The organism is Streptomyces cavernae, from assembly GCF_004023625.1.
Taxonomy (GTDB): Bacteria; Actinomycetota; Actinomycetes; order Streptomycetales; family Streptomycetaceae; genus Streptomyces; species Streptomyces cavernae.
Genome location: NZ_RPDJ01000005.1, coordinates 123,126 through 143,981 on the forward strand (window position 1 = coordinate 123,126; position 20,856 = coordinate 143,981).

23 protein-coding genes and 1 riboswitch are annotated in these 20,856 nt (G+C 70.5%); of the genes, 14 read left to right on the forward strand and 9 right to left on the reverse strand.

From position 1 onward, the window contains the following. The first annotated feature begins 38 nt into the window (after nucleotides 1–38). A complete protein-coding gene (locus tag EF387_RS15160) occupies nucleotides 39–725 on the forward strand; it encodes a LysE family translocator (RefSeq protein ID WP_128377077.1) in 687 nt (228 codons plus the stop codon). On the opposite strand, the gene EF387_RS15165 is transcribed toward EF387_RS15160, so the two are convergent. From EF387_RS15165 to EF387_RS15180, 4 genes are all read right to left on the reverse strand, one after another. Further along, nucleotides 679–1,209 carry a DUF6328 family protein gene (locus EF387_RS15165; protein ID WP_128377078.1) on the reverse strand — a complete coding sequence of 177 codons (531 nt, stop codon included), beginning with the start codon at nucleotides 1,207–1,209 and terminating at the stop codon, nucleotides 679–681. The two genes, EF387_RS15160 and EF387_RS15165, sit on opposite strands and share 47 nt — an antisense overlap. A 77-nt stretch (nucleotides 1,210–1,286) precedes the next feature. Next, nucleotides 1,287–1,760, reverse strand: coding sequence for a C40 family peptidase (locus EF387_RS15170; RefSeq protein WP_128377079.1), 474 nt, complete (start codon nucleotides 1,758–1,760; stop codon nucleotides 1,287–1,289). A 3-nt stretch (nucleotides 1,761–1,763) separates the two neighbouring features. After that, a riboswitch (cyclic di-AMP (ydaO/yuaA leader) is annotated at nucleotides 1,764–1,930 on the reverse strand. Nucleotides 1,931–2,321: 391 nt separating this feature from the next. Next, a complete protein-coding gene (locus EF387_RS15175) occupies nucleotides 2,322–2,633 on the reverse strand; it encodes a hypothetical protein (RefSeq protein WP_128377080.1) in 312 nt (103 codons plus the stop codon). Nucleotides 2,634–2,641: 8 nt separating this feature from the next. After that, complete coding sequence (locus EF387_RS15180) at nucleotides 2,642–3,277, reverse strand: ATP-dependent Clp protease proteolytic subunit (RefSeq protein ID WP_128377081.1); 636 nt, start codon at nucleotides 3,275–3,277, stop codon at nucleotides 2,642–2,644. Between the two features lie 106 nt (nucleotides 3,278–3,383). Between EF387_RS15180 and EF387_RS15185 the strand changes: the two genes are divergently transcribed. The 8 genes from EF387_RS15185 (at nucleotide 3,384) to EF387_RS15225 (ending at nucleotide 11,253) form a co-directional block, all read left to right on the forward strand. Continuing rightward, nucleotides 3,384–3,659 (forward strand): type II toxin-antitoxin system Phd/YefM family antitoxin, encoded by a 276-nt coding sequence (locus EF387_RS15185; protein WP_128377082.1) that lies wholly within the window; start codon nucleotides 3,384–3,386, stop codon nucleotides 3,657–3,659. A gap of 796 nt (nucleotides 3,660–4,455) precedes the next feature. Continuing rightward, a complete protein-coding gene (locus EF387_RS15190) occupies nucleotides 4,456–4,758 on the forward strand; it encodes an urease subunit gamma (RefSeq protein WP_010988499.1) in 303 nt (100 codons plus the stop codon). A gap of 16 nt (nucleotides 4,759–4,774) precedes the next feature. Next, nucleotides 4,775–5,086 (forward strand): urease subunit beta, encoded by a 312-nt coding sequence (locus EF387_RS15195; protein WP_128377083.1) that lies wholly within the window; start codon nucleotides 4,775–4,777, stop codon nucleotides 5,084–5,086. Further along, nucleotides 5,079–6,800 carry an urease subunit alpha gene (locus tag EF387_RS15200; protein WP_128377084.1) on the forward strand — a complete coding sequence of 574 codons (1,722 nt, stop codon included), beginning with the start codon at nucleotides 5,079–5,081 and terminating at the stop codon, nucleotides 6,798–6,800. Before EF387_RS15195 ends, EF387_RS15200 begins: the two co-directional genes overlap by 8 nt. Continuing rightward, entirely contained in the window at nucleotides 6,800–7,474 is a 675-nt protein-coding gene (locus tag EF387_RS15205; protein ID WP_128377085.1) for an urease accessory protein UreF, read from the forward strand. The genes EF387_RS15200 and EF387_RS15205 overlap by 1 nt, the downstream gene beginning before the upstream one ends. Before the next feature lie 598 nt (nucleotides 7,475–8,072). Beyond that, a complete protein-coding gene (ureG, locus tag EF387_RS15215; protein ID WP_128377087.1) occupies nucleotides 8,073–8,753 on the forward strand; it encodes an urease accessory protein UreG in 681 nt (226 codons plus the stop codon). Then, entirely contained in the window at nucleotides 8,750–9,505 is a 756-nt protein-coding gene (locus tag EF387_RS15220; protein ID WP_128377306.1) for an urease accessory protein UreD, read from the forward strand. The genes ureG and EF387_RS15220 overlap by 4 nt, the downstream gene beginning before the upstream one ends. A 149-nt stretch (nucleotides 9,506–9,654) precedes the next feature. Further along, the gene (locus EF387_RS15225; protein WP_128377088.1) at nucleotides 9,655–11,253 is read left to right on the forward strand and encodes an alpha/beta hydrolase; all 1,599 of its coding nucleotides are present in this window, start codon (nucleotides 9,655–9,657) and stop codon (nucleotides 11,251–11,253) included. Nucleotides 11,254–11,340: 87 nt separating this feature from the next. On the opposite strand, the gene EF387_RS15230 is transcribed toward EF387_RS15225, so the two are convergent. Next, nucleotides 11,341–12,060, reverse strand: coding sequence for a lysophospholipid acyltransferase family protein (locus EF387_RS15230; protein WP_128377089.1), 720 nt, complete (start codon nucleotides 12,058–12,060; stop codon nucleotides 11,341–11,343). A gap of 352 nt (nucleotides 12,061–12,412) precedes the next feature. On the opposite strand from EF387_RS15230, the gene EF387_RS15235 reads away from it, so the two are divergent. Further along, nucleotides 12,413–12,892 carry a hypothetical protein gene (locus tag EF387_RS15235; RefSeq protein ID WP_128377090.1) on the forward strand — a complete coding sequence of 160 codons (480 nt, stop codon included), beginning with the start codon at nucleotides 12,413–12,415 and terminating at the stop codon, nucleotides 12,890–12,892. Between the two features lie 196 nt (nucleotides 12,893–13,088). On the opposite strand, the gene rocD is transcribed toward EF387_RS15235, so the two are convergent. From rocD to EF387_RS15250, 3 genes are all read right to left on the reverse strand, one after another. Further along, entirely contained in the window at nucleotides 13,089–14,321 is a 1,233-nt protein-coding gene (rocD, locus tag EF387_RS15240) for an ornithine--oxo-acid transaminase (RefSeq protein WP_128377091.1), read from the reverse strand. Beyond that, nucleotides 14,318–15,136, reverse strand: a complete 819-nt coding sequence (gene ddaH / locus EF387_RS15245) for a dimethylargininase (protein ID WP_128377092.1) — start codon at nucleotides 15,134–15,136, stop codon at nucleotides 14,318–14,320. Before ddaH ends, rocD begins: the two co-directional genes overlap by 4 nt. Before the next feature lie 203 nt (nucleotides 15,137–15,339). Next, entirely contained in the window at nucleotides 15,340–15,852 is a 513-nt protein-coding gene (locus EF387_RS15250) for an Lrp/AsnC family transcriptional regulator (RefSeq protein WP_128377093.1), read from the reverse strand. 122 nt (nucleotides 15,853–15,974) lie between these two features. Between EF387_RS15250 and EF387_RS15255 the strand changes: the two genes are divergently transcribed. The 4 genes from EF387_RS15255 to EF387_RS15270 all read left to right on the forward strand — a co-directional run bounded on the left by EF387_RS15255 (nucleotide 15,975) and on the right by EF387_RS15270 (nucleotide 20,644). After that, the gene (locus tag EF387_RS15255) at nucleotides 15,975–16,733 is read left to right on the forward strand and encodes a LytR/AlgR family response regulator transcription factor (RefSeq protein WP_128377094.1); all 759 of its coding nucleotides are present in this window, start codon (nucleotides 15,975–15,977) and stop codon (nucleotides 16,731–16,733) included. A gap of 12 nt (nucleotides 16,734–16,745) precedes the next feature. Beyond that, nucleotides 16,746–17,102, forward strand: coding sequence for a hypothetical protein (locus tag EF387_RS15260; RefSeq protein WP_128377095.1), 357 nt, complete (start codon nucleotides 16,746–16,748; stop codon nucleotides 17,100–17,102). Nucleotides 17,103–17,373: 271 nt separating this feature from the next. Further along, nucleotides 17,374–19,128, forward strand: coding sequence for a sodium/solute symporter (locus tag EF387_RS15265; protein ID WP_128377096.1), 1,755 nt, complete (start codon nucleotides 17,374–17,376; stop codon nucleotides 19,126–19,128). 307 nt (nucleotides 19,129–19,435) lie between these two features. Further along, the gene (locus EF387_RS15270) at nucleotides 19,436–20,644 is read left to right on the forward strand and encodes a sensor histidine kinase (protein WP_128377097.1); all 1,209 of its coding nucleotides are present in this window, start codon (nucleotides 19,436–19,438) and stop codon (nucleotides 20,642–20,644) included. 3 nt (nucleotides 20,645–20,647) lie between these two features. Here the strand turns inward: EF387_RS15270 and EF387_RS47465 are convergent, their stop codons facing one another. Next, the gene (locus tag EF387_RS47465; protein WP_202918269.1) at nucleotides 20,648–20,806 is read right to left on the reverse strand and encodes a hypothetical protein; all 159 of its coding nucleotides are present in this window, start codon (nucleotides 20,804–20,806) and stop codon (nucleotides 20,648–20,650) included. Between the last annotated feature and the right edge of the window lie 50 nt (nucleotides 20,807–20,856).

Consider the following 20,856-nt stretch of genomic DNA (forward strand, 5'->3'; position numbering starts at 1 on the left):
CATACCTTCTGAAGGCCTGGTGAATGCACGCTGGACCCATGGACGCACAACTGGTCGCCTTCACCGGGGTCGCCGCGGGCATGATCGCCATGCCGGGCGCGGACTTCACGGTCGTCGTGCGCAACGCCCTGCTCTCCCGCCGCGCCGGAGTCGCCTGCGCGCTGGGGATCACCGCGGGCCTGCTCCTGCACACGGCACTCGCGGTGGCGGGGGTGGCGGCGGTCCTGTCCGCCGTACCGGCGCTGTTCGACGCGGTGCAGCTCGCGGGCGCCGGCTATGTCCTCTGGCTGGGCGTGCGCGCGTTGCGGTCGGCGCGGTCCGGCGCGGCACGGCCGGCGCCCGCGGCGGACTCTTCCGAGGGGTCGGGGCCGGGGCCGGTACTCGGGCCGGTGCAAGGGGCCGGGCCGGAGCGTCGGCGTGTGGTGCTCGCGGCACTGCGGGAAGGCTTCGTGACCAACGCGCTCAATCCGAAGGCACCGATCACGTTCCTCAGTCTGCTGCCGCAGTTCGTGCCCGCGGGCAGTCCCGCCATGCCGCGGACGCTGGTGCTCGCGCTGATCATCGTCGTACTGGGTCTGCTGTGGTTCCCCGCCGTGGCCCTGCTCGTGGACCGGCTGGGGCGGTGGCTGCGGCGGCCCCGGGCCGCGCGCGCCGTGGCGACCGTGACGGGCACCGCGCTCACTGCTCTGGGCGCCCTGCTCCTTCTCGAGGCTCTCTGGACCTGAGGCTGCGCAGTACCAAACGGGGCAGCGCTCCCCACAACCCGATACAGACGAGCAGCGTCCCCACTCCGGCGGCTATCCCCGCACCCCGGTTCAGCGTCACGTCCACGACCAGCAGCACCGACCCGGTGAACGCGAACATCAGCACCACCAGCCCCGCCGAGGCCAGCCGGGAGGAGACGTGCACGATCGTGGGTTTCGCGCCCTGTTGGAAGAGCGAGCGGTGCAGAGCGGCCGGTGCCGTGAACAGGGTCGCGGCGATCACCGCAAGCAGCAGCGTGGTCACGTACATGGCGCGCTGCGTGGTGTCCAGGGAGGGGAAGCGCGGTGTGAAGGCCAAGGTCAGCAGGAACGCGAACAGGATCTGTACTCCGGTCTGGGTGACCCGCAGCTCCTGCAGCAGTTCGTTGAAGTTACGGTCGGCGCGCTCCAGCGGAGTCTCGCGGCGCGCCTGTGCAAGTCTCTCGTCGAGTCTCTGGTCGCCCATGCCCTGGTGAGTAACCGTTTCGGACTGACCCAGACATGCAGCGGGTGGCGGCGGAGGCACCGCCGCCACCCCGTTGATCAGGCGACTCGCCCGTACCAGACGCTCTTCGACCAGATCTTCGACAGCTTCACCACGTCCCCGGTCTTCGGGGAGTGCCAGATCTTGCCCTTACCGGCGTAGATACCGACGTGGTAGACGTTCGATCCGGAGTGGAAGAACACCAGGTCACCGCTTCTGCGGTTGGACGCGGAGATGTGCTTCGTCTTGTTGTACTGGGCCTGGGCCGTGCGCGGCAGCTTCTTGCCGGCGCGCTTGAACGAGTACAGCGTGAGACCGGAGCAGTCGAAACGACGCGGTCCGGCGGCGCCCCACTGGTACGGGGCTCCCTTTTTGGAAGCAGCCACCTTGAGTGCCTTCGTCGCCACGGTGGCGGCGTCCGCCTCGGACGCCATTCCGGGGACCACCAGGGTGCCACCGACGGCGGCGAGGGTGAGAGCCGAGGCGGTACCGGCCCTGGTGAGCAGCGACGGGACACGATTGAGCGCAGTCATGCGCAACCCTTCGTCAGCCGCCTGTGAAGGATGACCTGTCGGATTCGGGCTGGCGAAGTTGCCCGGCCGCATCGCTGCGGCTTCACCCCAAGGGCCTGGCCCGGACGTTGTGCTCTTCCGGCGGCCCGTCGTGCTTGGGTCCTCCACTCCTGCCGATGCACTTCCTGTCGACCGGTCATCCGGGCGGCGGCAGGACTCGGCGTCCGCCCGGACCGCCCCGCCGCTGTGGCGGGGGCTTGTCGTCGACAGGGATCTTGACTCATCCGTGACTGAAAAACCGAATCGAATCGGCGTTTTGTGGGCTTACTCACCACTCACTCGTTCGGGTGGACAGTGCGATTTTCGAGCCACAGGCGGCCAGGGTGAGGACCCCCGCACCAGCATCGGAACGCTTCATTCCGCCAACTGCCTACGCGTCTTGCGCAACTCCCTTGGTGCTTTTGGCGGGAGAGGCATCTCCACCGATTTGGGGTATCCCATTTGGTCCGTTCAGGGAGCAGACCGGACACGCGCTTCTCTGCTAATCGGGTGGTGCGCTCGCGTGGCCGGAGGTCGTGCGCCTCACCGGTAGTCGGTCTCGCTCGGCACGCCCACCCGCGCCGCCCGGCGCTCCCCGTCCAGCACCCGCAAGGCGCGGGCCAGCGTGGGGGCGTGGACCTCGCTCTCGCCGCGCTGATGCATCGTCGCCAGCGCGTCACGCAGCGCCGCGGCGCGGCCGACCAGGGCCTGGGCGGCGCGCAGTCCACCATAGGTGTCGCCGGGGCGGGCCGGGTTGATTCGGCCGAGCAGGTCCACCACTTCCAGATAACGATCGATCAACTCGCCCTCGGCGCGCGTCAGCGCGGGCAGCGGAGGCAGCTCGGGAGGCAGCATCGGCGCCGTCACCTCGCGCCCGGGGTGGTGCGCGAGGTCTTGCGGCTGGGGATCACCCGGTCAACCAGGCCGTACTCCAGGGCTTCCGCGGCATCGAGGACCTTGTCCCGCTCGATGTCCGCCGTGATCTGCTCACGGCTGCGGCCGGTGTGCCGGGCGAGCATCTCCTCCAGTTGCTCCCGCGTACGGGTCAACTCCGCGGCCTGGATGAGCAGATCGCTGGTCTGACCCCGGACCGGCCCCTCGAACGACGGCTGGTGGATCAGCGCCCGGGCGCCCGGCAGGGCGAACCGCTTGCCCTCGGCCCCCGCCGCCAGCAGCACCGCGGCGGACGATGCGGCCTGGCCCAGACAGACCGTCCCCACATCGCAGGCGACGAAGCGCATCGTGTCGTAGATCGCGGTCATCGCGCTGAAGGAGCCGCCGGGGGAGTTGATGTAGAGCGAGACGTCGCGGTCCGGCGACGCGTACTCGAGGTGCATGAACTGGGCGATCACGTCATTGGCCGAGGCGTCGTCGATCGGCGCCCCCAGGAACACGATCCGCTCCTCCAGCAGCTTCGAGTACGGATCGAGCGTGCGCTGACCCGAAGTGGTGCGCTCCGTGAATTCCGGCAGGACATGGCGTGCGGTCGGTCGGTGCATGGCTGGCGCCTCCTTCATACGGCTGTGGAAAATGTACAGGATGTACAGAACTCTGGGCGGGTGCTCGCTGACAGCGAAAATCGCGGCGGCGCCTAAGCTGAGGGACATGGCCTACGAGATTCCGGTGACGCAAGCCCGGGCGGAGCTCGCCGAGCTGATCAACCGTGTGGTGTACGGCGGCGAGCGGGTCGTGGTGACGCGGCACGGCAAGCCGCTCGTCGCGCTGGTCTCCGCCGCCGACCTGGAGCGGCTCGAGGAGCTGGAGAAGCCCGAGGAGGAACAGGTCGTCAGCTCGGTCTCCAGCGTTCGTGAGGTCGCCGCGGCGCCGCGGGAGCGGCAGCGGTTCGGCATCACCGCCGAACACCGCCCCGGGGCGGGCTGACGGATCGTTCGCACCCTCCGCCCGAGTCACGTCCCGTCCCCTGTTCCGTCGGAGGCTGCCGCGCCCGGACCGCCGCACCGGCTCTGCGGCCTCGTCGTGGAAAAAACGCCGGACGGGCTGATGATTCAGCCCGTCCGGCGTTCGGGGAGCGGGGCCGGGGCGGCGTCCCCGGAGTGATCAGCTCGCCGGCGCACGGCCAACCGCGGTGACCGACAGCTGCTCAGCGTCGCAGGGGGCCGGGTGGTCGCCCGCGACCGACGTGCCGCTCGTCCTGACCGCCGCCACCTTCCGGAAAGGCGTGCGCATTGCCGGCAGCCGCCGGCCGGAATGGGCGAGCCTTGTCGAGAAATGTTCTTTTGCCGGCAGCCGCCGGCAACGAGGAACTGTCAGCCGTGCTGAACGATACCTACGGCAAGGTCCGCGCGGGCTGGGTACACGTCGTCGAGTGGTACCAGGACGCCGGGATGATGCGCTCGGGCATCCCCGCGGAGCACGTGGCCCGCACCCTGGTCGCCACGGCCCAGGGGGTTCGTCGCGCAGCAGGCACTTCTCGGGGCCGGGCCGCTCGATGTGCTGCGCGGCGGTCTGCGCGGGGTGATGAGCATGGGGGAGGCCGGGTGACGGTCCGTGCCGCGGTCCGTGCCGGTTAACGTGCCTGAAACTCTCCCCAACTAGCCTCCATCACCACGTCACCAGGGCTTTTGCAACCGCATCAGACGTTGCAGCCGACCCGTCGCGGTGGCCGCGGCAACCGGACCCCGCACGGTCCGGAGCGAGGACTGTGAGGTGGGACGCCGTGCAACTGACCCCGCACGAGCAGGAGAGGCTGCTCATCCATGTGGCGGCCGACGTCGCCGAGAAGCGCCGGGCCCGAGGGCTGAAGCTCAACCACCCCGAGGCGGTGGCCCTGATCACGTCGCACATCCTCGAAGGCGCGCGTGACGGCCGTACCGTCGCCGAACTCATGTCCTCCGGACGGAAGTTGCTCACCCGTGACGACGTCATGGAGGGCATCCCGGAGATGATCCACGACGTCCAGGTGGAGGCGACCTTCCCCGACGGCACCAAACTCGTCACCGTCCACGACCCGATCGTCTGACGGGGGAGCGGCCACCATGATTCCCGGAGAGGTCCTGTTCGCCGAGGAGCCCGTCGCCTTCAACGAAGGCCGCGAGGTCACCCGGCTGACCGTGCTCAACGCCGCCGACCGGCCCGTCCAGGTCGGCTCCCACTACCACTTCGCCGAGGCCAACCCCGGCCTGGAGTTCGACCGTGCCGCGGCGCGCGGCAAGCGGCTCAACGTCGCGGCCGGCACCGCCGTGCGCTTCGAGCCCGGGATCCCCGTCGACGTCGAACTCGTTCCGCTCACCGGCGCCCGTGCGGTGCCGGGACTGCGCGGTGAGACCGGAGGTGCTCTGGATGCCTGAGTTGTCACGTGCCGCGTACGCCGATCTGTTCGGCCCCACCACCGGTGACCGGATCCGGCTGGCCGACACCGATCTGCTGATCGAGATCGAGAAGGACTTGAGCGGCGGCCCCGGGCGCGCCGGTGACGAGGCCGTCTTCGGCGGCGGCAAGGTCATCCGCGAGTCCATGGGACAGTCACGCGCTACGCGCGCAGACGGCACCCCGGACACGGTGATCACCGGTGTCGTCATCGTCGACCACTGGGGGATCGTCAAGGCCGACGTCGGTATCCGCGACGGCCGGATCACCGGCATCGGCAAGGCCGGCAACCCGGACACCATGGACGCGGTGCACCCGGACCTGGTCATCGGGCCGGAGACCGAGATCATCGCGGGCAACGGGCGCATCGTGACCGCCGGTGCCATCGACGCGCACGTCCACTTCATCTGCCCCCAGATCGCCGACGAGGCACTGTCCGCGGGCATCACCACCCTGGTCGGCGGCGGCACCGGCCCCGCCGAGGGGTCCAAGGCCACGACCGTCACCCCCGGGCCGTGGCACCTGGCGCGGATGCTGGAGTCGATGGAGGCCTACCCGCTCAACATCGGCCTGCTCGGCAAGGGCAACACCGTCTCACACGAGGCGATGCTGTCGCAGATCCGCGGCGGCGCGCTCGGTCTGAAGCTGCACGAGGACTGGGGGTCGACCCCGGCCGTCATCGACGCCTCGCTGACCGTCGCCGACCAGACCGGCATCCAGGTCGCCATCCACACCGACACGCTCAACGAAGCCGGCTTCGTGGGTGACACCCTCGCCGCCATCGGCGGGCGCGGCATCCACGCGTACCACACCGAGGGTGCCGGCGGGGGGCACGCGCCCGACATCATGACCGTGGTCTCCGAACCGCACGTGCTGCCCAGCTCCACCAACCCCACGCGCCCGTTCACCGTCAACACCGCCGAGGAACACCTCGACATGCTGATGGTGTGCCACCACCTGAACGCGGCGGTTCCCGAGGACCTGGCCTTCGCGGAGTCACGGATCCGGCCCTCGACCATCGGAGCCGAGGACATACTGCACGACCTCGGCGCCATCTCGATCATCTCCTCCGACTCCCAGGCCATGGGACGGGTCGGCGAGGTCATCATGCGGACCTGGCAAACGGCGCACGTCATGAAAGCTCGGCGCGGCGCGCTCCCCGGGGACAGGCGTGCCGACAACCACCGGGTGCGTCGCTATGTCGCCAAATACACGATCAACCCGGCGCTCGCCCAGGGCCTCGCCCGGGAGATCGGGTCCGTCGAGACCGGCAAACTCGCCGACCTGGTGCTGTGGGAACCCGCGTTCTTCGGGGTCAAACCGCACCTCGTCATCAAGGGCGGGCAGATCGCCTACGCGCAGATGGGCGACGCCAACGCCTCCATCCCGACGCCGCAGCCGATCCTGCCCCGGCCGATGTTCGGCGCGATCGGGCGGGCGCCCGCCGCGAACTCGGTCAACTTCGTCGCCCCACTGGCCATCGAGGACGGGCTGCCGGAGCGGCTTGGGCTCGGGAAGCGGTTCGCGGCGATCGAGTCCACCCGCGGGGTGACCAAGGCCGACATGCGCGAGAACGACGCGCGGCCGGCGGTCCGGGTCGATCCCGACAGCTTCGCCGTGCACATCGACGGGGAACTGGTGGAGGCCACACCGGCCGCCGAACTGCCCATGGCCCAGCGCTACTTCCTCTTCTGATGTCACGGGCCGCTCTTCTCGTCCTGGCCGACGGCCGCTTTCCCGCCGGAGGGCATGCGCACTCCGGCGGCGCGGAGGCGGCCGTCAAGGCCGGGCGGATCACCGGGACCGAGTCGCTGGAGGAGTTCTGCCGGGGGCGGTTGTATACGGCGGGACTGGTGTCGGCCTCGCTCGCCGCGGCGGCCGCACTGGGGCTCGACCCGGTGGCGCTGGACACCGCGGCGGACGCCCGTACGCCGTCGCCCGCGTTGCGGGTGGCCGGGCGCAAGCTGGGACGGCAGATGATGCGCGCCGCGAGGGCTACTTGGCCGTCCGCCGAACTCGACGCGCTCGCCCGGGAGTTCCCCAAGGGGGCGCACCAGCCGGTGGTGCTCGGGCTCGCCGCCCGGTCCGCCGGGCTGGGGGCGGAGGACGCCGCATACTGCTCCGTGTACGAGAGCGTCAGCGGGCCGGCTACCGCTGTTGTGCGGTTGCTGAGCCTTGATCCCTTCGATGCGACGGGGGTGCTGGCCCGGCTGGCGCCGGAGCTCGATCTTGTCGTCGGGCGGGCCGTGGAGGGGGCTCGGCGGGCCCTCGACGACGGGGTCGACGCGCTCCCCGCGGCGTCTGCGCCGCTTCTGGAGATCGGGGCGGAGGTGCATGCGGCTTGGGCTGTGCGGTTGTTCGCGTCGTAGGGTTCTCGCCCCCGCCGCCCCTACCCATCCCTTCCCGGGGCTGCCGCCCCCGGGCCCCCGATTCTCGGGGGGCTGCGCCCCCTGGGCTGTTGTTCGCGGGGGCTGTCGTCCGCGGGCTGCTGTTCTCTGGGGGTGTGGTCTCCGGGTTGCTGTTCTTGGGGGCTGCCGTCCCGGGGCCCCGTTCTCGGAGCTGCCGTCCGCAGGCCGCTGTTCTCGAGAGGTGTGGTCCCCGGGCAGCTTTCCTCGGGGTCTGTCATCCCCGGGCGCCCGTTCTCGGGGCGGCCGCCCCCGGACCCCGCCATCGGCCTGGGCCCTGTCGTCAAATTCCCGTCTGCCGCGCGACGCCATGCACGCTCCCCCAAGCTCTCCGAGCAGGGGCCCCCACTCGCCGCACCGGGCGAAAACCCAAGTACATCCAGTACGAGGACTTCCGCCCGACACTCCCCCAGCCTCCGGCCGGGGGTACCCCCAGAGCACGCTCCCCCAAGCTCTCGACTTCTCCCCCACTCTCGGCTGCGCTCGAGCAGGGGGAGCCCAGGACCCCATAACGGGCTGAAAACCCTTCGTCCGTGCTGAAACCTCCAGCTGGAGCCGCCCCATGCACCTCGACCACTCCCACGACATCGCCGGGAACGCCGTGAGCGCCGACGCGCACCGACCCGACGGGCGGCGCCGTGCCCTGCGGATCGGGCTCGGCGGGCCCGTCGGGTCCGGTAAGACCGCTACTGTCGCGGCGCTCTGCCGGGCGCTTCGGGACGAGTTCTCGCTCGCCGTCGTCACCAACGACATCTACACCCGCGAGGACGCCGAGTTCCTGCTGCGGGAGGCCGTGCTGCCGCCCGAGCGGATCAGCGCGGTGGAGACGGGGGCGTGTCCGCACACCGCCATCCGTGACGACATCTCCGCCAATCTGGAGGCCGTGGAGGATCTGGAGGACGAGGTCGGTCCGCTCGACCTCGTCCTCGTGGAGTCCGGCGGTGACAACCTCACCGCCACCTTCTCCAGGGGGCTCGTCGACGCGCAGATCTTCGTCATCGACGTGGCCGGCGGTGATGACATCCCCCGGAAGGGCGGGCCCGGCGTGACGACCGCCGACCTGCTCGTCGTGAACAAGACCGACCTAGCCCCGCACGTCGGCTCCGACCTCGCCAGAATGGCCGCCGACGCCAAGGCGCAGCGCGCCGAACTGCCCGTCGTCTTCCAGTCGTTGCGCTCCGAGGCCGGAGTGCGGGACGTCGCCGCCTGGGTGCGGGAGAAGCTCGCCGCGTGGGCGGCATGACGGCCGGGGTCCGCGCCGGCGCCCGGATCGTCGCCGTGCCCGACGGCCGGGGCGGCACCGCTCTGCCCGTCCTCGACGGTGCGGGACCGCTCGCCCCGCGCCGCACCCGGGCGACCGGTGACGAGGCCAGGGTGATGCTCGTCGGCGCCATGAGCGGCCCGCTCGGAGGTGACCACTTCGCCGTCGAGGCGGAGGTCGCCGACGGGGCTCGACTGCACCTCGGCTCGGCCGCCGCCACCATCGCACTGCCGGGGCAGGCGAAGGGCGAGGCACGGTACGACGTACGGCTGAGGGTCGCGGCCGGGGGCGAACTGCGTTGGTTGCCCGAGCAGTTGATCTCCGTGAAGGGCAGCGAGCTGACGGTGTCGACCCGGATCGAACTCGGCGACGGGGCACGCCTGGTCTTCCGGGAGGAGCAGGTGCTCGGGCGCGCCGCGGAGGAGCCCGGGCGGCTCACCAGCCGCCTCACCGTGCGCTCGGCCGGCCGGGTGCTGCTGGACCAGGAGTTGGCCTGCGGCCCCGGCGCACCCGGCGGCTGGGACGGTCCCGCGGTGTTGGCCGGGCATCGGGCGGTCGGTCAACTCGTCGTCGTACGACCCGAGTTCGAGAAAGAGCCGATGGCGCCACGGCTTCTCGGGGACCGCGCATCGCTCGTTCCGCTGTCCGGGCCCGCCGTGCTGGTGACCGCGCTCGCGGCCGACGCGCTGCTGCTGCGGCGAGTGCTGGACGAGGCGTTGCTGACCATCGGCTGAAACAACCCGGCACATCCGATATCCGCTCAGCGGACCGCTACTGACCGGTTATCGGATTGGCAAAGAACCCCCGTCACGTCTGTTCTCAGAGACCCCACAGCCGCAAGGATCGCTCTGTCAACACTCAACGACGTACGGGGAGGTCCCACTTGAGGGGTATGAGACCGACGAACCGGGCGACGGTGCTCGGTTCGGCCGGGGCGCTCATCTCGGCCACGCTGATAGCGGGCGCCGTCGCGGCCCCTTCGGCCAGCGCTGACACACGCCATGGCCAGGACCGTGAGCAGAGGGGTGCGGCCATCGCCGCCGCCCGCGCCGCGCAGGCGGGCATCGACTGGCAGGACTGTCCTGCCGACTGGGGCCTGGAGAAGCCGATCCAGTGCGGCTGGGTCACCGTTCCGCTCGACTACGCCAAGCCGAACGGCAAGCAGATCAAGCTCGCCGTCGACCGCATCGGCAACACCGGCACCAAGGAGGAGCGCCAGGGCGCCCTCGTCTACAACCCGGGCGGCCCCGGTGGTTCGGGCATGCGTTTCCCGCGCCGGGTCACCACCAAGAACCCGATCTGGGCCAACGTCGCCAAGGCGTACGACTTCGTGGGCTTCGACCCGCGGGGTGTCGGCCACTCGGCGCCCATCTCCTGCGCCGACCCGCAGGAGTTCGTCAAGGCGCCCAAGGCGGACCCGGTCCCGGACTCCGAGGCCGACAAGCTCGCCCAGCGGAAGCTCGCCCGCCAGTACGCGGAAGGATGCGCCGAGCGCAGCGGCAAGGAGGTGCTGGCGCAGATGACCACGCCCAACACCGCCCGCGACCTCGACGTCATCCGGGCCGCACTGGGGGAGAAGAAGCTCAACTTCCTCGGCGTCTCCTACGGCACCTACATCGGCGCGGTCTACGGCACGCTCTTCCCGGGGCACGTGCGCCGCATGATCGTGGACAGCGTCGTCAACCCGTCGCGCGAGAAGATCTGGTACGAGGCCAACCTCGACCAGGACGTCGCCTTCGAGATGCGCTGGAAGGACTGGCAGGACTGGGTCGCCAAGAACGACGCGACCTTCCACCTCGGCGACACCCGCGCCGAGGTCCAGGAGCAGTGGCTGAAGCTGCGCGCCACCGCGAAGAAGAACCCCATCGGTGGTGTCGTCGGCCCGGCCGAGCTGATCTCCTTCTTCCAGAGCGCGCCGTACTACGACTCCTCGTGGGTGCCCGTCGCCACGGTGTTCAGCAAGTACGTCGCCGGTGACACCCAGGCGCTCGTCGACGCGGCCGCGCCGGACCTCTCCGACACGGCAGGCAACATCGCCTCGGAGAACGGCAACGCCGTCTACACGGCCGTCGAGTGCACCGACGCCAAGTGGCCCACCAGCTGGAAGAAGTGGGACCGCGACAACACCCGGCTGCACCAGAACTACCCGTTCATGACCTGGGCGAACGCCTGGATGAACCTGCCGTGCGCCACCTGGCCGGTGAAGCGGCAGACCCCGGTGAACGTGAAGTCGGGCAAGGAACTGCCGCCGGTGCTGATCGTGCAGGCCGAGCGGGACGCGGCCACCCCGTACGAGGGTGCCGTCGAACTGCACGAGCGCTTCAAGGGATCCCGGCTGATCACCGAGAAGGGCGCCGGTTCGCACGGTGTGACCGGTCTGGCCAACCCGTGCATCAACACCCGGGTGGACGGCTATCTGCTCACCGGCAAGACCGACACCAAGGACGTGACCTGCACCCCGCACGCCACGCCCGCACCGTAGTGTCCCGCCGCAGTACCACCTGATGAGGGGCGGCCCGAAGTCTCCGGGCCGCCCCTCGTTCGTGCGCCGTGGGGGTGTGGCAGGCCGTCAGCTCAGCGGCAGACGCGGGAACTTGCGCTCCTTCGCCGCCTCGGCCTGCTCCGCCTTGGCCACCGCCGCGTACTGGTCCACGTACTCCTGTTCGGACAGGGCGAGGATCGCGTACATGATCTCGTCGGTGACCGCACGCAGGATCGCCTTCTCGTTCTCCATCCCGGCGTAGCGCGAGAAGTCCAGTGGCTTGCCGAAGCGGATCGTCACGGGGTGGATGTTCGGGATGACCTTGCCGGGCGGCTGGGCCTCGAAGGTGCCGATCATCGCGCACGGGATCACCGGCACGCGGGCCTTCAGCGCCATGACGGCGACGCCGACCTTGCCCTTGTAGAGCCGCCCGTCGTGCGAGCGCGTCCCCTCCGGGTAGATCCCGAGGAGCTCGTCCTTGCTGAGTACGCCAAGACCCTCGCGGATCGCGGCCTGCCCCGCCTCCTTCCCGGAGCGGTCCACGGGTATCTGCCCGGCGCTGCGGAAGAAGGAGGCGGTGAGTCTGCCCTTGATACCGGGCCCGGTGAAATACTCCGCCTTCGCCAGGAAGGTGATTCTCCGCTTGAGGACCGCGGGCATGAGGAAGTGGTCCGAGAACGACAGATGGTTCCCGGCGACGATGGCAGCGCCCGACGCCGGCACATGCTCCAGCCCCTCGATCCTGGGCCGGAAGACCACCCGCAGCAGCGGCCCCAGGATCACATACTTGAGCAAGTAGTAGAACACGGGGCTGCTCCTCACTCCGCGTGGCCGGCCGCAGACGGGTGTTTTCCCTGTTCAGCGGGCTTCTCCAGGGGATCAAGTGTAGGTGCAGGCGGGTGCCTCTGCGACCCCTGGGAGCCGGAACTGCGAGCAGAGCGGGTGTTGTTCGAGTTTCCCGCGCCGAGGCGTACGGGCCCTGGGGCGCGTGCGCAAGGTTTCGGCAAGGTTCTGGTCCGACGATGTGATGCGTGCGAAGCGCGGGCGCGAGGGCCCGCGGCGGCGTGTGTCGTACCCGGGACGGCCGTGTGGCCGTTCCCGGTCCAGAGCGCGCCGGCGGGACTCCGCCGCACGTGGTGAAACCAGAAGGGGAAAACCGATGTCCGTACGCTCGATCCGCAGGCCCCGGTCGCGGACCACAGCCGTCTTCGGCCTGGCGGCGACCGGGATGCTCGTCGCGGCGGCTCTCGCGCCGACTCCGGCCGCCGCGGACGACGGTGACCGCACCAGGACCGTCGACTGCGCGGCACTGTACGTCTCCGACAGGGACGGAACCGTCCACGCCAGGACCCGGAACTGCACGGTGACCTGGGGGAAGAACATCTTCGACAACGTCTACTGGCAGACGGTGAAGTTCCAGCTGCGCGACGAGGAGACGGACGGGGTGTGCGCCAAGGCGAGGGCCATCGCCTCCGACTCGGGGCGCAGCGCAGCGTTCAGCGAGTGCGACGGGGTCTGGAAGACGAAGACCGCCACCCTGAGCGGCCGCAGCTCGAACATCTTCATCCGGGTCGCCTACGGTGACACCTCGGTGCACGGCAAGATCAGCACCAACGTCCCCGCGCCCTCCGGGTTCTGAGCCCCCTCCGGTTCTGAGCCTCATGCGGGTTCTGAGCCCCATGCGGGTTCTGAGCCCCATGCGGGTTCTGAGCCCTCTGGTTCTGAGGCGTCCTGCACCCAAGTCCGTCCGGGCTACGGAACACTGGCGAATCGTCACGGACACCGTCGTCACGTCCAGTGCTCCGCGGCCCAGGCGGTCTCGGTGGCCGGCCCGATCAGCCGATGCCCGAGAGGACCTTCTCGACGGACCCCAGCGCCCCGCGCAGTTCCTCCTCCGTGATCGTCAGCGGTGGCGCCAGACGGATCGTGGAACCGTGGGTGTCCTTGACCAACACCCCTTCCCGCATGAGGCGTTCGCTGATCTCCCGGCCGGTGCCGATGGCCGGGTCGACATCGACGCCCGCCCACAGGCCGCGGGAGCGGAAACCGACGACACCCCGGCCGACCAGCGCCTTCAGACTGTCCCGCAGAACCACGCCCAGTTCCGCCGCGCGGCGCTGGAACTCGCCCGTCCGCAGCAGGTCCACGACCGCCGAGCCGACCGCCGCGGCGAGCGGGTTGCCACCGAACGTCGAACCGTGTTCGCCGGGGCCCAGCACTCCGAGGACCTCGCGGCGGGCCACCACCGCCGAGACCGGGACGATCCCACCGCCGAGCGCCTTGCCCAGCAGCAGCACGTCCGGGACGACCGACTCGTGCTCGACGGCCAGCGTCGTCCCCGTACGGCCCAGGCCGGACTGGATCTCGTCGGCGATGAACAGACAGCCCGCCCGGTCGGTCAGCGCCCGCACCCCGCGCAGATAGCCGTCGTCGGGGATGATCACGCCCGCCTCGCCCTGGATCGGCTCGATCAGCACGGCCGCGGTCGTCTCGTCCACGGCCGCCTCGAGCGCGCCGAGGTCGTTGTACGGGACGATCCGGAAGCCCGGCGTGAACGGGCCGAAGCCCGCGCGGGCGGACTCGTCGGTGGAGAAACTGACGATCGTGGTGGTACGGCCGTGGAAGTTGCCCGCCGCGACCACGATCGTCGCCCGGTCGGCGGGCACGCCCTTGACCTCGTACGCCCACTTGCGGGCCACCTTGACACCGCTCTCCACTGCCTCCGCTCCGGTGTTCATGGGCAGCACCATTTCCTGGCCCGTCAGCTCGGCCAGCGCCTCCGCGAACCCGGCCAGCCGGTCGTTGTGGAACGCGCGCGAGGTGAGTGTCAGCTGGTCCAGCTGGTGGTGCGCGGCCTCGATCAGCGCCGGGTGGCGGTGACCGAAGTTGAGAGCCGAATACCCGGCCAGCATGTCGAGGTAGCGGCGGCCCTCGACGTCCTCGACCCAGGTGCCCTCGGCCCGGGCCACGACCACGGGCAGCGGATGGTAGTTGTGCGCGAGTACCGGTTCCTCCGCACGGATCAGTTCGGCGGACGAACGGGCGGCGGACAGCGTGGGAGCGGTCATGGGCGGATCTCCTGGGTGCAGCACTTGATGCCGCCGCCGGCTTTGTGGAACTCCGACAGGTCGACGGGGACGGGAACGTAACCGTGGCGGTCCAACTCACCGGCCAGCGCCTCGGCGCGCGGTGCGATGAAGACGTGGCGGCCGTCCGAGACGGAGTTGAGGCCGAACGCCATCGCGTCCTCGCGGGTCGCGATCACGGCGTCGGGATACAGGGCCGCCAGGACCTCCCGACTGCCGGGGGAGAAGGCCTCCGGGTAGTACGCGATGTTTCCTTCGCGCCCGCCGTCGAGGACGAACAGCGCGGTGTCGAGGTGGTAGAAGCGCGGGTCCACCAGCTGCAGACTGATCGTCGGCACGCCGAAGAACTCCTGTACCTCGCGGTGTGCCCTCCGGGTGGTGCGGAAACCGGTGCCGGCCAGGAGATAGCGCCCGGTCCACACAAGATCGCCTTCCCCCTCACACACGGAGGTGGGCTTCCGGACGTCGAAGCCGGCCGTCTTGAACCAGGTCTCGTACGCGTCCGACTCGGGGCGCCGCTGCGGGGCGCGGAAGTAGGAGCCGAAGACGCGGCCCGCCAGCACGAGGGCTGCGTTGGCCGCGAACACCATGTCGGGCAGCCCGGCAACCGGCTCGACGGTGTCGACCGTGTGACCGTGGGCCCGGTAGGCGCTGATCAGCTCCTGCCACTGGCCGCGGGCCAGGTCGACGTCGACCCGCGTGTCCTCATGCATCCAGGGATTGATGGCGTACTGCACGGCGAAGTGTCTGGGATCGCAGACCAGAAAGCGCCTCGGGCGCGGCACACGGTTGGGCACAGAGGGGTCCCTCCGCTCTCTGCGGCTGACTACGAGGGTTGCCTCAACGGTAAGAAGTCCAGGGAAGGGCCGACAAGGAAAGAAAGCTGCGCGTGTACGCAGGGTTGCTGCGCAAATCCAGGCATGAACGCAGCTTCACTGCGTTTGGGCGAACGATCTCCAGGACACCCGCCACGTCCTTCTCTCGCGTCCCAGTACGAAGCTCAGGGAAGCCGCGGGCTTGCCGTTCCCGAGGGCGGAGCCGGCTGGCTCGCGCCGGCCTCCGGGCTCTCCGGCAGAAGGTGGGACAGCACCATGTAGCTGATCGTCTTGCGGATGAACGGCTCGGTCCGGATGCGCTCCAGAACCTCCTCGAAGTGCTCCACGTCCGTGGCCCGGACGTGGAGCAGGGCGTCGGCCCCGCCGGTCACCGTCATCGCCGCCGTGATCTCCGGATGGTTGCGCACCACCTCCGCGAGCCGCCGCGGAGGCGCGGCACCCTCGCAGTACACCTCCACATACGCCTCCGTGCGCCATCCCAGCGCCGACGGCCGCACGGTGGCGGTGAACCCGGTGATCACATCCGTCTCGCGCAGCCGGTCCACCCGGCGCTTGACCGCCGTCGCCGACAGGCCGATCGTCGCGCCGATCTCGGCGAAGCTGGTCCGGGCGTTCGCCATGAGCGCGGTGACGATCTTTCGGTCCAACTCGTCGAAAGGTGCCGCTTTGGTGGTCATGGCGTCACCGTACCCAGCGGCGACGGACACCGTGCCCTGCGTCGACGCGCCACCGTACCCAGCGCAGACGTACACGCAGCGCACATGTGCACACGTACGGATTGCTCCTACACTCCACCTTCATGCTGCGCGCCCTCGCCGTCGACGACGAACAACCCTCACTCGAGGAACTGCTGTATCTCCTCAACGCGGACCCCCGGGTGACCAGCGTCGAAGGGGCGAGCGACGCCACCGGGGCGCTGCGCCGGATCAACCGGGCCCTGGAGTCGGGCCCCGACGGCCCCGACGCGATCGACGTGGTCTTCCTCGACATCCACATGCCGGGGCTCGACGGGCTCGACCTGGCCCGGCTGCTGACGGGGTTCGCCAAACCGCCGCTCGTCGTCTTCGTCACCGCCCACGAGGACTTCGCCGTCCAGGCCTTCGACCTCAAGGCGGTCGACTACGTCCTCAAGCCGGTGCGCAAGGAGCGGCTCGCCGAGGCCGTACGCCGGGCCGACCAGCTCATGGACAAGACCCCGCGCATACCCGTGCACGAACCCGACCCGGACCACATATCCGTCGAGCTCGGCGGAGTGACCCGCTTCGTCGCCGTCGAGGACATCACCCATGTCGAGGCCCACGGCGACTACGCCCGGCTGCACACGGGCCAGGGCAGTCATCTCGTACGCATCCCCCTCTCGACGCTCGAAGAACGCTGGCGCTCGCGCGGTTTCGTGCGCATCCACCGCAGTCATCTCGTCTCCCTCGGGCACATCGGTGAGCTCCGCCTGGACGCCGGAACCGTGAGCGTCCTCATCGGCGACGTCGAACTGCAGGTCAGCCGTCGGCACGCACGCGAACTGCGGGATCTGCTGATGCACCGCCGGACCACGGGATAGGGAAGCCGGGACATGCCACAGGACCCCACCGAACGCCGTGTCGTCGTCACCGGCGTACCGCGCCGCACCCGCCGGCTGACCGGGTACCGGCCGCGCACCGAGATCGACGAGCAGACCACCCTCGGTCACACCTACGTCCGCTCCCTCATGCGCAGCCAGCTGCGCACCGCGCTCACGGTGCTGGCCGTGCTGGCCCTGCTCGTCGGCCCGCTGCCGCTGCTCTTCGCCGCGATGCCGGACGGCGCCGGCCTGGAATGGACCGTCCTCGGCTTCTGCGTCTACCCGCCGCTGGTCCTGCTCGCCCGCTGGTACGTGCGCCGCGCCGACCGCAACGAGAAGGACTTCGCGCGGCTGGTGGAGGACCGCTGATGGTCACGGGCAGCGGGCTGCTGGTGCCCGAGAGGACGTACCGGACGCCGCCCCTTGACGGGCGAACGTTGCCTGCCGGGGCACTAGGGGGCGCCCGGCACGCATTCTCGCCGCACCGGCCGAAAGCCCAAGTACGTCCAGTACGAGGGCTTTCGTCCGGCACTCCGAGAGCACGCACCGGACACCGCGGGCACCGCACAGGACTTTCGAAGCACCCCCTAGCCGTGCCCCGCCGGGGCGGGGGCGCCGGTCCCGGGGGCCGGAGCGAACCGTGAACGAGAACTACGCCGTGCCCGCGGTCGCCCTCGTCGTCGTCGCGACCGTCCTCGTCGGCGCCTTCGGGCTGCGGATTTCGCGGACGACGTCCGACTTCTACGTCGCCTCCCGCACCGTCGGCCCACGCCTCAACGCGGCCGCCATCAGCGGCGAGTACCTCTCCGCGGCGTCCTTCCTGGGCATCGCGGGGCTGGTGCTCATCCAGGGCCCGGACATGCTCTGGTATCCGGTCGGCTACACCGCCGGATACCTCCTCCTGCTGATCTTCGTCGCGGCACCGCTGCGCCGCTCGGGTGCCTACACGCTCCCCGACTTCGCCGAGGCACGGCTCGACTCCCAGGGCGTACGCCGTCTCGCGGGCGCGTTCGTGGTCGGCGTGGGCTGGCTGTACCTGCTGCCGCAGCTGCAGGGAGCCGGGCTCACGCTCGCCGTGCTGACCGATGCGCCGGACTGGATCGGTGCCGTGCTGGTAGCGGCCGTCGTGGTGGCGACCGTGGCGGCGGGCGGCATGCGCAGCATCACCTTCGTGCAGGCGTTCCAGTACTGGCTCAAACTGACCGCGCTGCTGGTCCCCGCCCTCTTCCTCGTCCTGGCCTGGCAGGGCGACGGGGCCCCGTCCCACGCCTTCGACGAACCGGCGACCTTCCGTGAGCAGCGGGCCGTCAGGATCGAGGAGGGACTCGACCTGAGGCTCGCGCGCCCCCTGGAGGTGGTGGCGAACGGCACCGTCGACGAGCGGGACTACACGGAAGAGCGGGTGTCCCTGTCGGCCGGGGTGCACCACATCGCGCCCGGCACCCGGCTGACCTTCGCCGAGGGAGACCCCGTGCCCGCCGCGCGCTCCGACGGGACAGCGACCTCCGGTGAGGCCAGCATCGCCACCTCGCTCGCCTCCGAGGAGCGGCCGTTGTACGCGACATACGGGCTGATCCTCGCGACCTTCCTCGGCACCATGGGACTGCCCCATGTGGTCGTCCGCTTCTACACCAGCCCGAACGGGGTCGCCGCCCGCCGCACCACGGTCGTCGTGCTCGGCCTGATCGGCGCCTTCTACCTCCTGCCACCCGTCTACGGCGCACTCGGCCGGATGTACGCCCCCGAACTCACCCTCACCGGGGACGCGGACGCGGCGGTCCTGCTCCTTCCGGACCGGATCATCGGCGGGGTCGGCGGAGATCTGCTGGGGGCACTGGTGGCGGGCGGGGCGTTCGCCGCGTTCCTGTCCACGGCGTCCGGACTGACCATGGCGGTGGCCGGGGTGCTCACCCAGGACGTGCTGCCCTCCCGGGGCGTACGGCACTTCCGGCTCGGCACCGTCCTCGCGATGGCCGTACCGCTGGTGGCCAGCGTGCTTGTGGGCGGGCTGCCGGTCGCCGACGCGGTCGGCCTCGCCTTCGCCGTCTCCGCCTCCTCCTTCTGCCCCCTGCTCGTCCTCGGCATCTGGTGGCGCCGGCTGACCCCGCCGGGTGCGGCGGCCGGAATGCTGGTGGGCGGCGGCTCGGCCCTGGTCGCGGTGGCCGCCACGATGGCCGGCTACCCCGGCACGGGAACCCTCCACGCCCTTCTCGCCTGGCCCGCACTCTGGTCGGTACCGCTCGGCTTCCTCACGATGATCCTGGTCTCCTTCGCCACCCAGGGCCGGGTCCCACCGGGGACGGCGGCCATCCTGGCCCGCTTCCACCTGCCGGAGGAACTGTCCGGGGGCGGCGCGGTCCGGGCGGCCGTGAACGTGAAGGAGACGGAGACATGAGAGCCCTGCCGAGACCGGCCGGTTTCCGCGCCCCCCGAGGCGCGGGGCCGTGTCGATCCGCGGCCCCGCCCCGGGGCGCGGCACCTCCCACGGGAGGCCCGTGGGTCGCCTGCCGGGCGGGGGCGGGCGCACCCAGGGGCGCGGGAAACCGCGCGATCAGCCCCCGGCGGCCCGCGGCCGCGGACCGCACCGGGCTCCCCCGGCCCTCGGGCGGGCACGCGGTGGACCCGGCTGCCGAGTCCGGCGCCGTGGCGGGAGCCGCGTACGGGGCGCGGGCCACCGCCCCACACAGGAAGGAGGACGCTCCATGAGCGGATTCCTCGCCGGGCTCTGCGTCGCCGTGCTTCCCCTGCTCGCCGCCGGCTTCTGGCTGGGCCGACGCACCGCGCGTCCTCGGCAGCTCGGAGACCTGGGCACGCCCGTCGAGCACGCCACCTTCCTGACCCTGCACACCGCTTCGCTCGCCGCACCGCCCCTGCGCGCCGGACTCACCGAGGAGACCGCCCGGAAGTCGCTGCGACGGCTGCGCACCCTGCTCGGCACGGACGCCCTCTGTCTCACCGACCGGGAGTCCGTACTGGCCTGGGACGGCGTGGGCGAACACCACCGCACCCAGCTCATGGAACGCCTCGGCGGCCCGCTGGACAGCGGCCGGGGCGAGGCCTTCCGGCTGCGGTGCGAGGAACCGGACTGCCCGCTGCGCTGGGCGGTCGTCGCGCCGCTCACCGTCGACGACCGTGTCCACGGCGCTCTGGTGGCCTGCGCACCGCGCGAGTCCGCCGTGCTCGTCCGCGCCGCGGGCGAGGTCGCCCGCTGGGTGTCGGTCCAGTTGGAGCTCGCCGACCTCGATCAGTCCCGCACCCGGCTGATCGAGGCCGAGATCAAGGCACTGCGGGCGCAGATCTCCCCGCACTTCATCTTCAACTCCCTCGCCGTGATCGCCTCGTTCGTCCGTACCGACCCCGAGCGCGCCCGGGAACTCCTCCTGGAATTCGCCGACTTCACCCGCTACTCGTTCCGACGGCACGGCGACTTCACGACGCTCGCCGACGAACTCCACGCCATCGACCACTATCTGGCGCTGGTCCGGGCACGCTTCGGCGACCGCCTCTCGGTCACCCTCCAGATCGCCCCCGAGGTGCTGCCGGTCACCCTGCCCTTCCTCTGTCTGCAACCCCTCGTAGAGAACGCCGTGAAACACGGGCTGGAGGGCAAGACCGACAAGAGCCACATCAGCATCACCGCGCAGGACGCCGGCGCCGAGGCCCTGGTCGTCATCGAGGACAACGGCAGCGGAATGGACCCGGAACGGCTGCGGCGCATCCTCGCCGGACACGCCGACGCCTCCGGCGGTGGTATCGGCCTGTCCAACGTCGACGACCGGCTGCGGCAGGTCTACGGGGACGACTACGGACTCGTCATCGAGACCGCGGTGGGAGCGGGGATGAAGATCACGGCCCGGCTGCCCAAGTACCAGCCGGGCGTGCACCCCCAGGGCCGACTGCCCACCGAGTGACCGTCAGGTGTTCCGCGACACGATCATGCCTAGCGTGATCAGTCCGAGGACCACCCAACCGAACCACAGCCATCCGTTGCTGCCGAGCGCCACCGTGTAGGCCGTCACCACGACCAGCCCTCCGACGGTGAGCACCCCCATCGTCTTCGTAGAACCGGGCATCGCACGCACCCTCCTCCTCGGCGGCTCCACCGCCTCGGCCCATCCTCGCC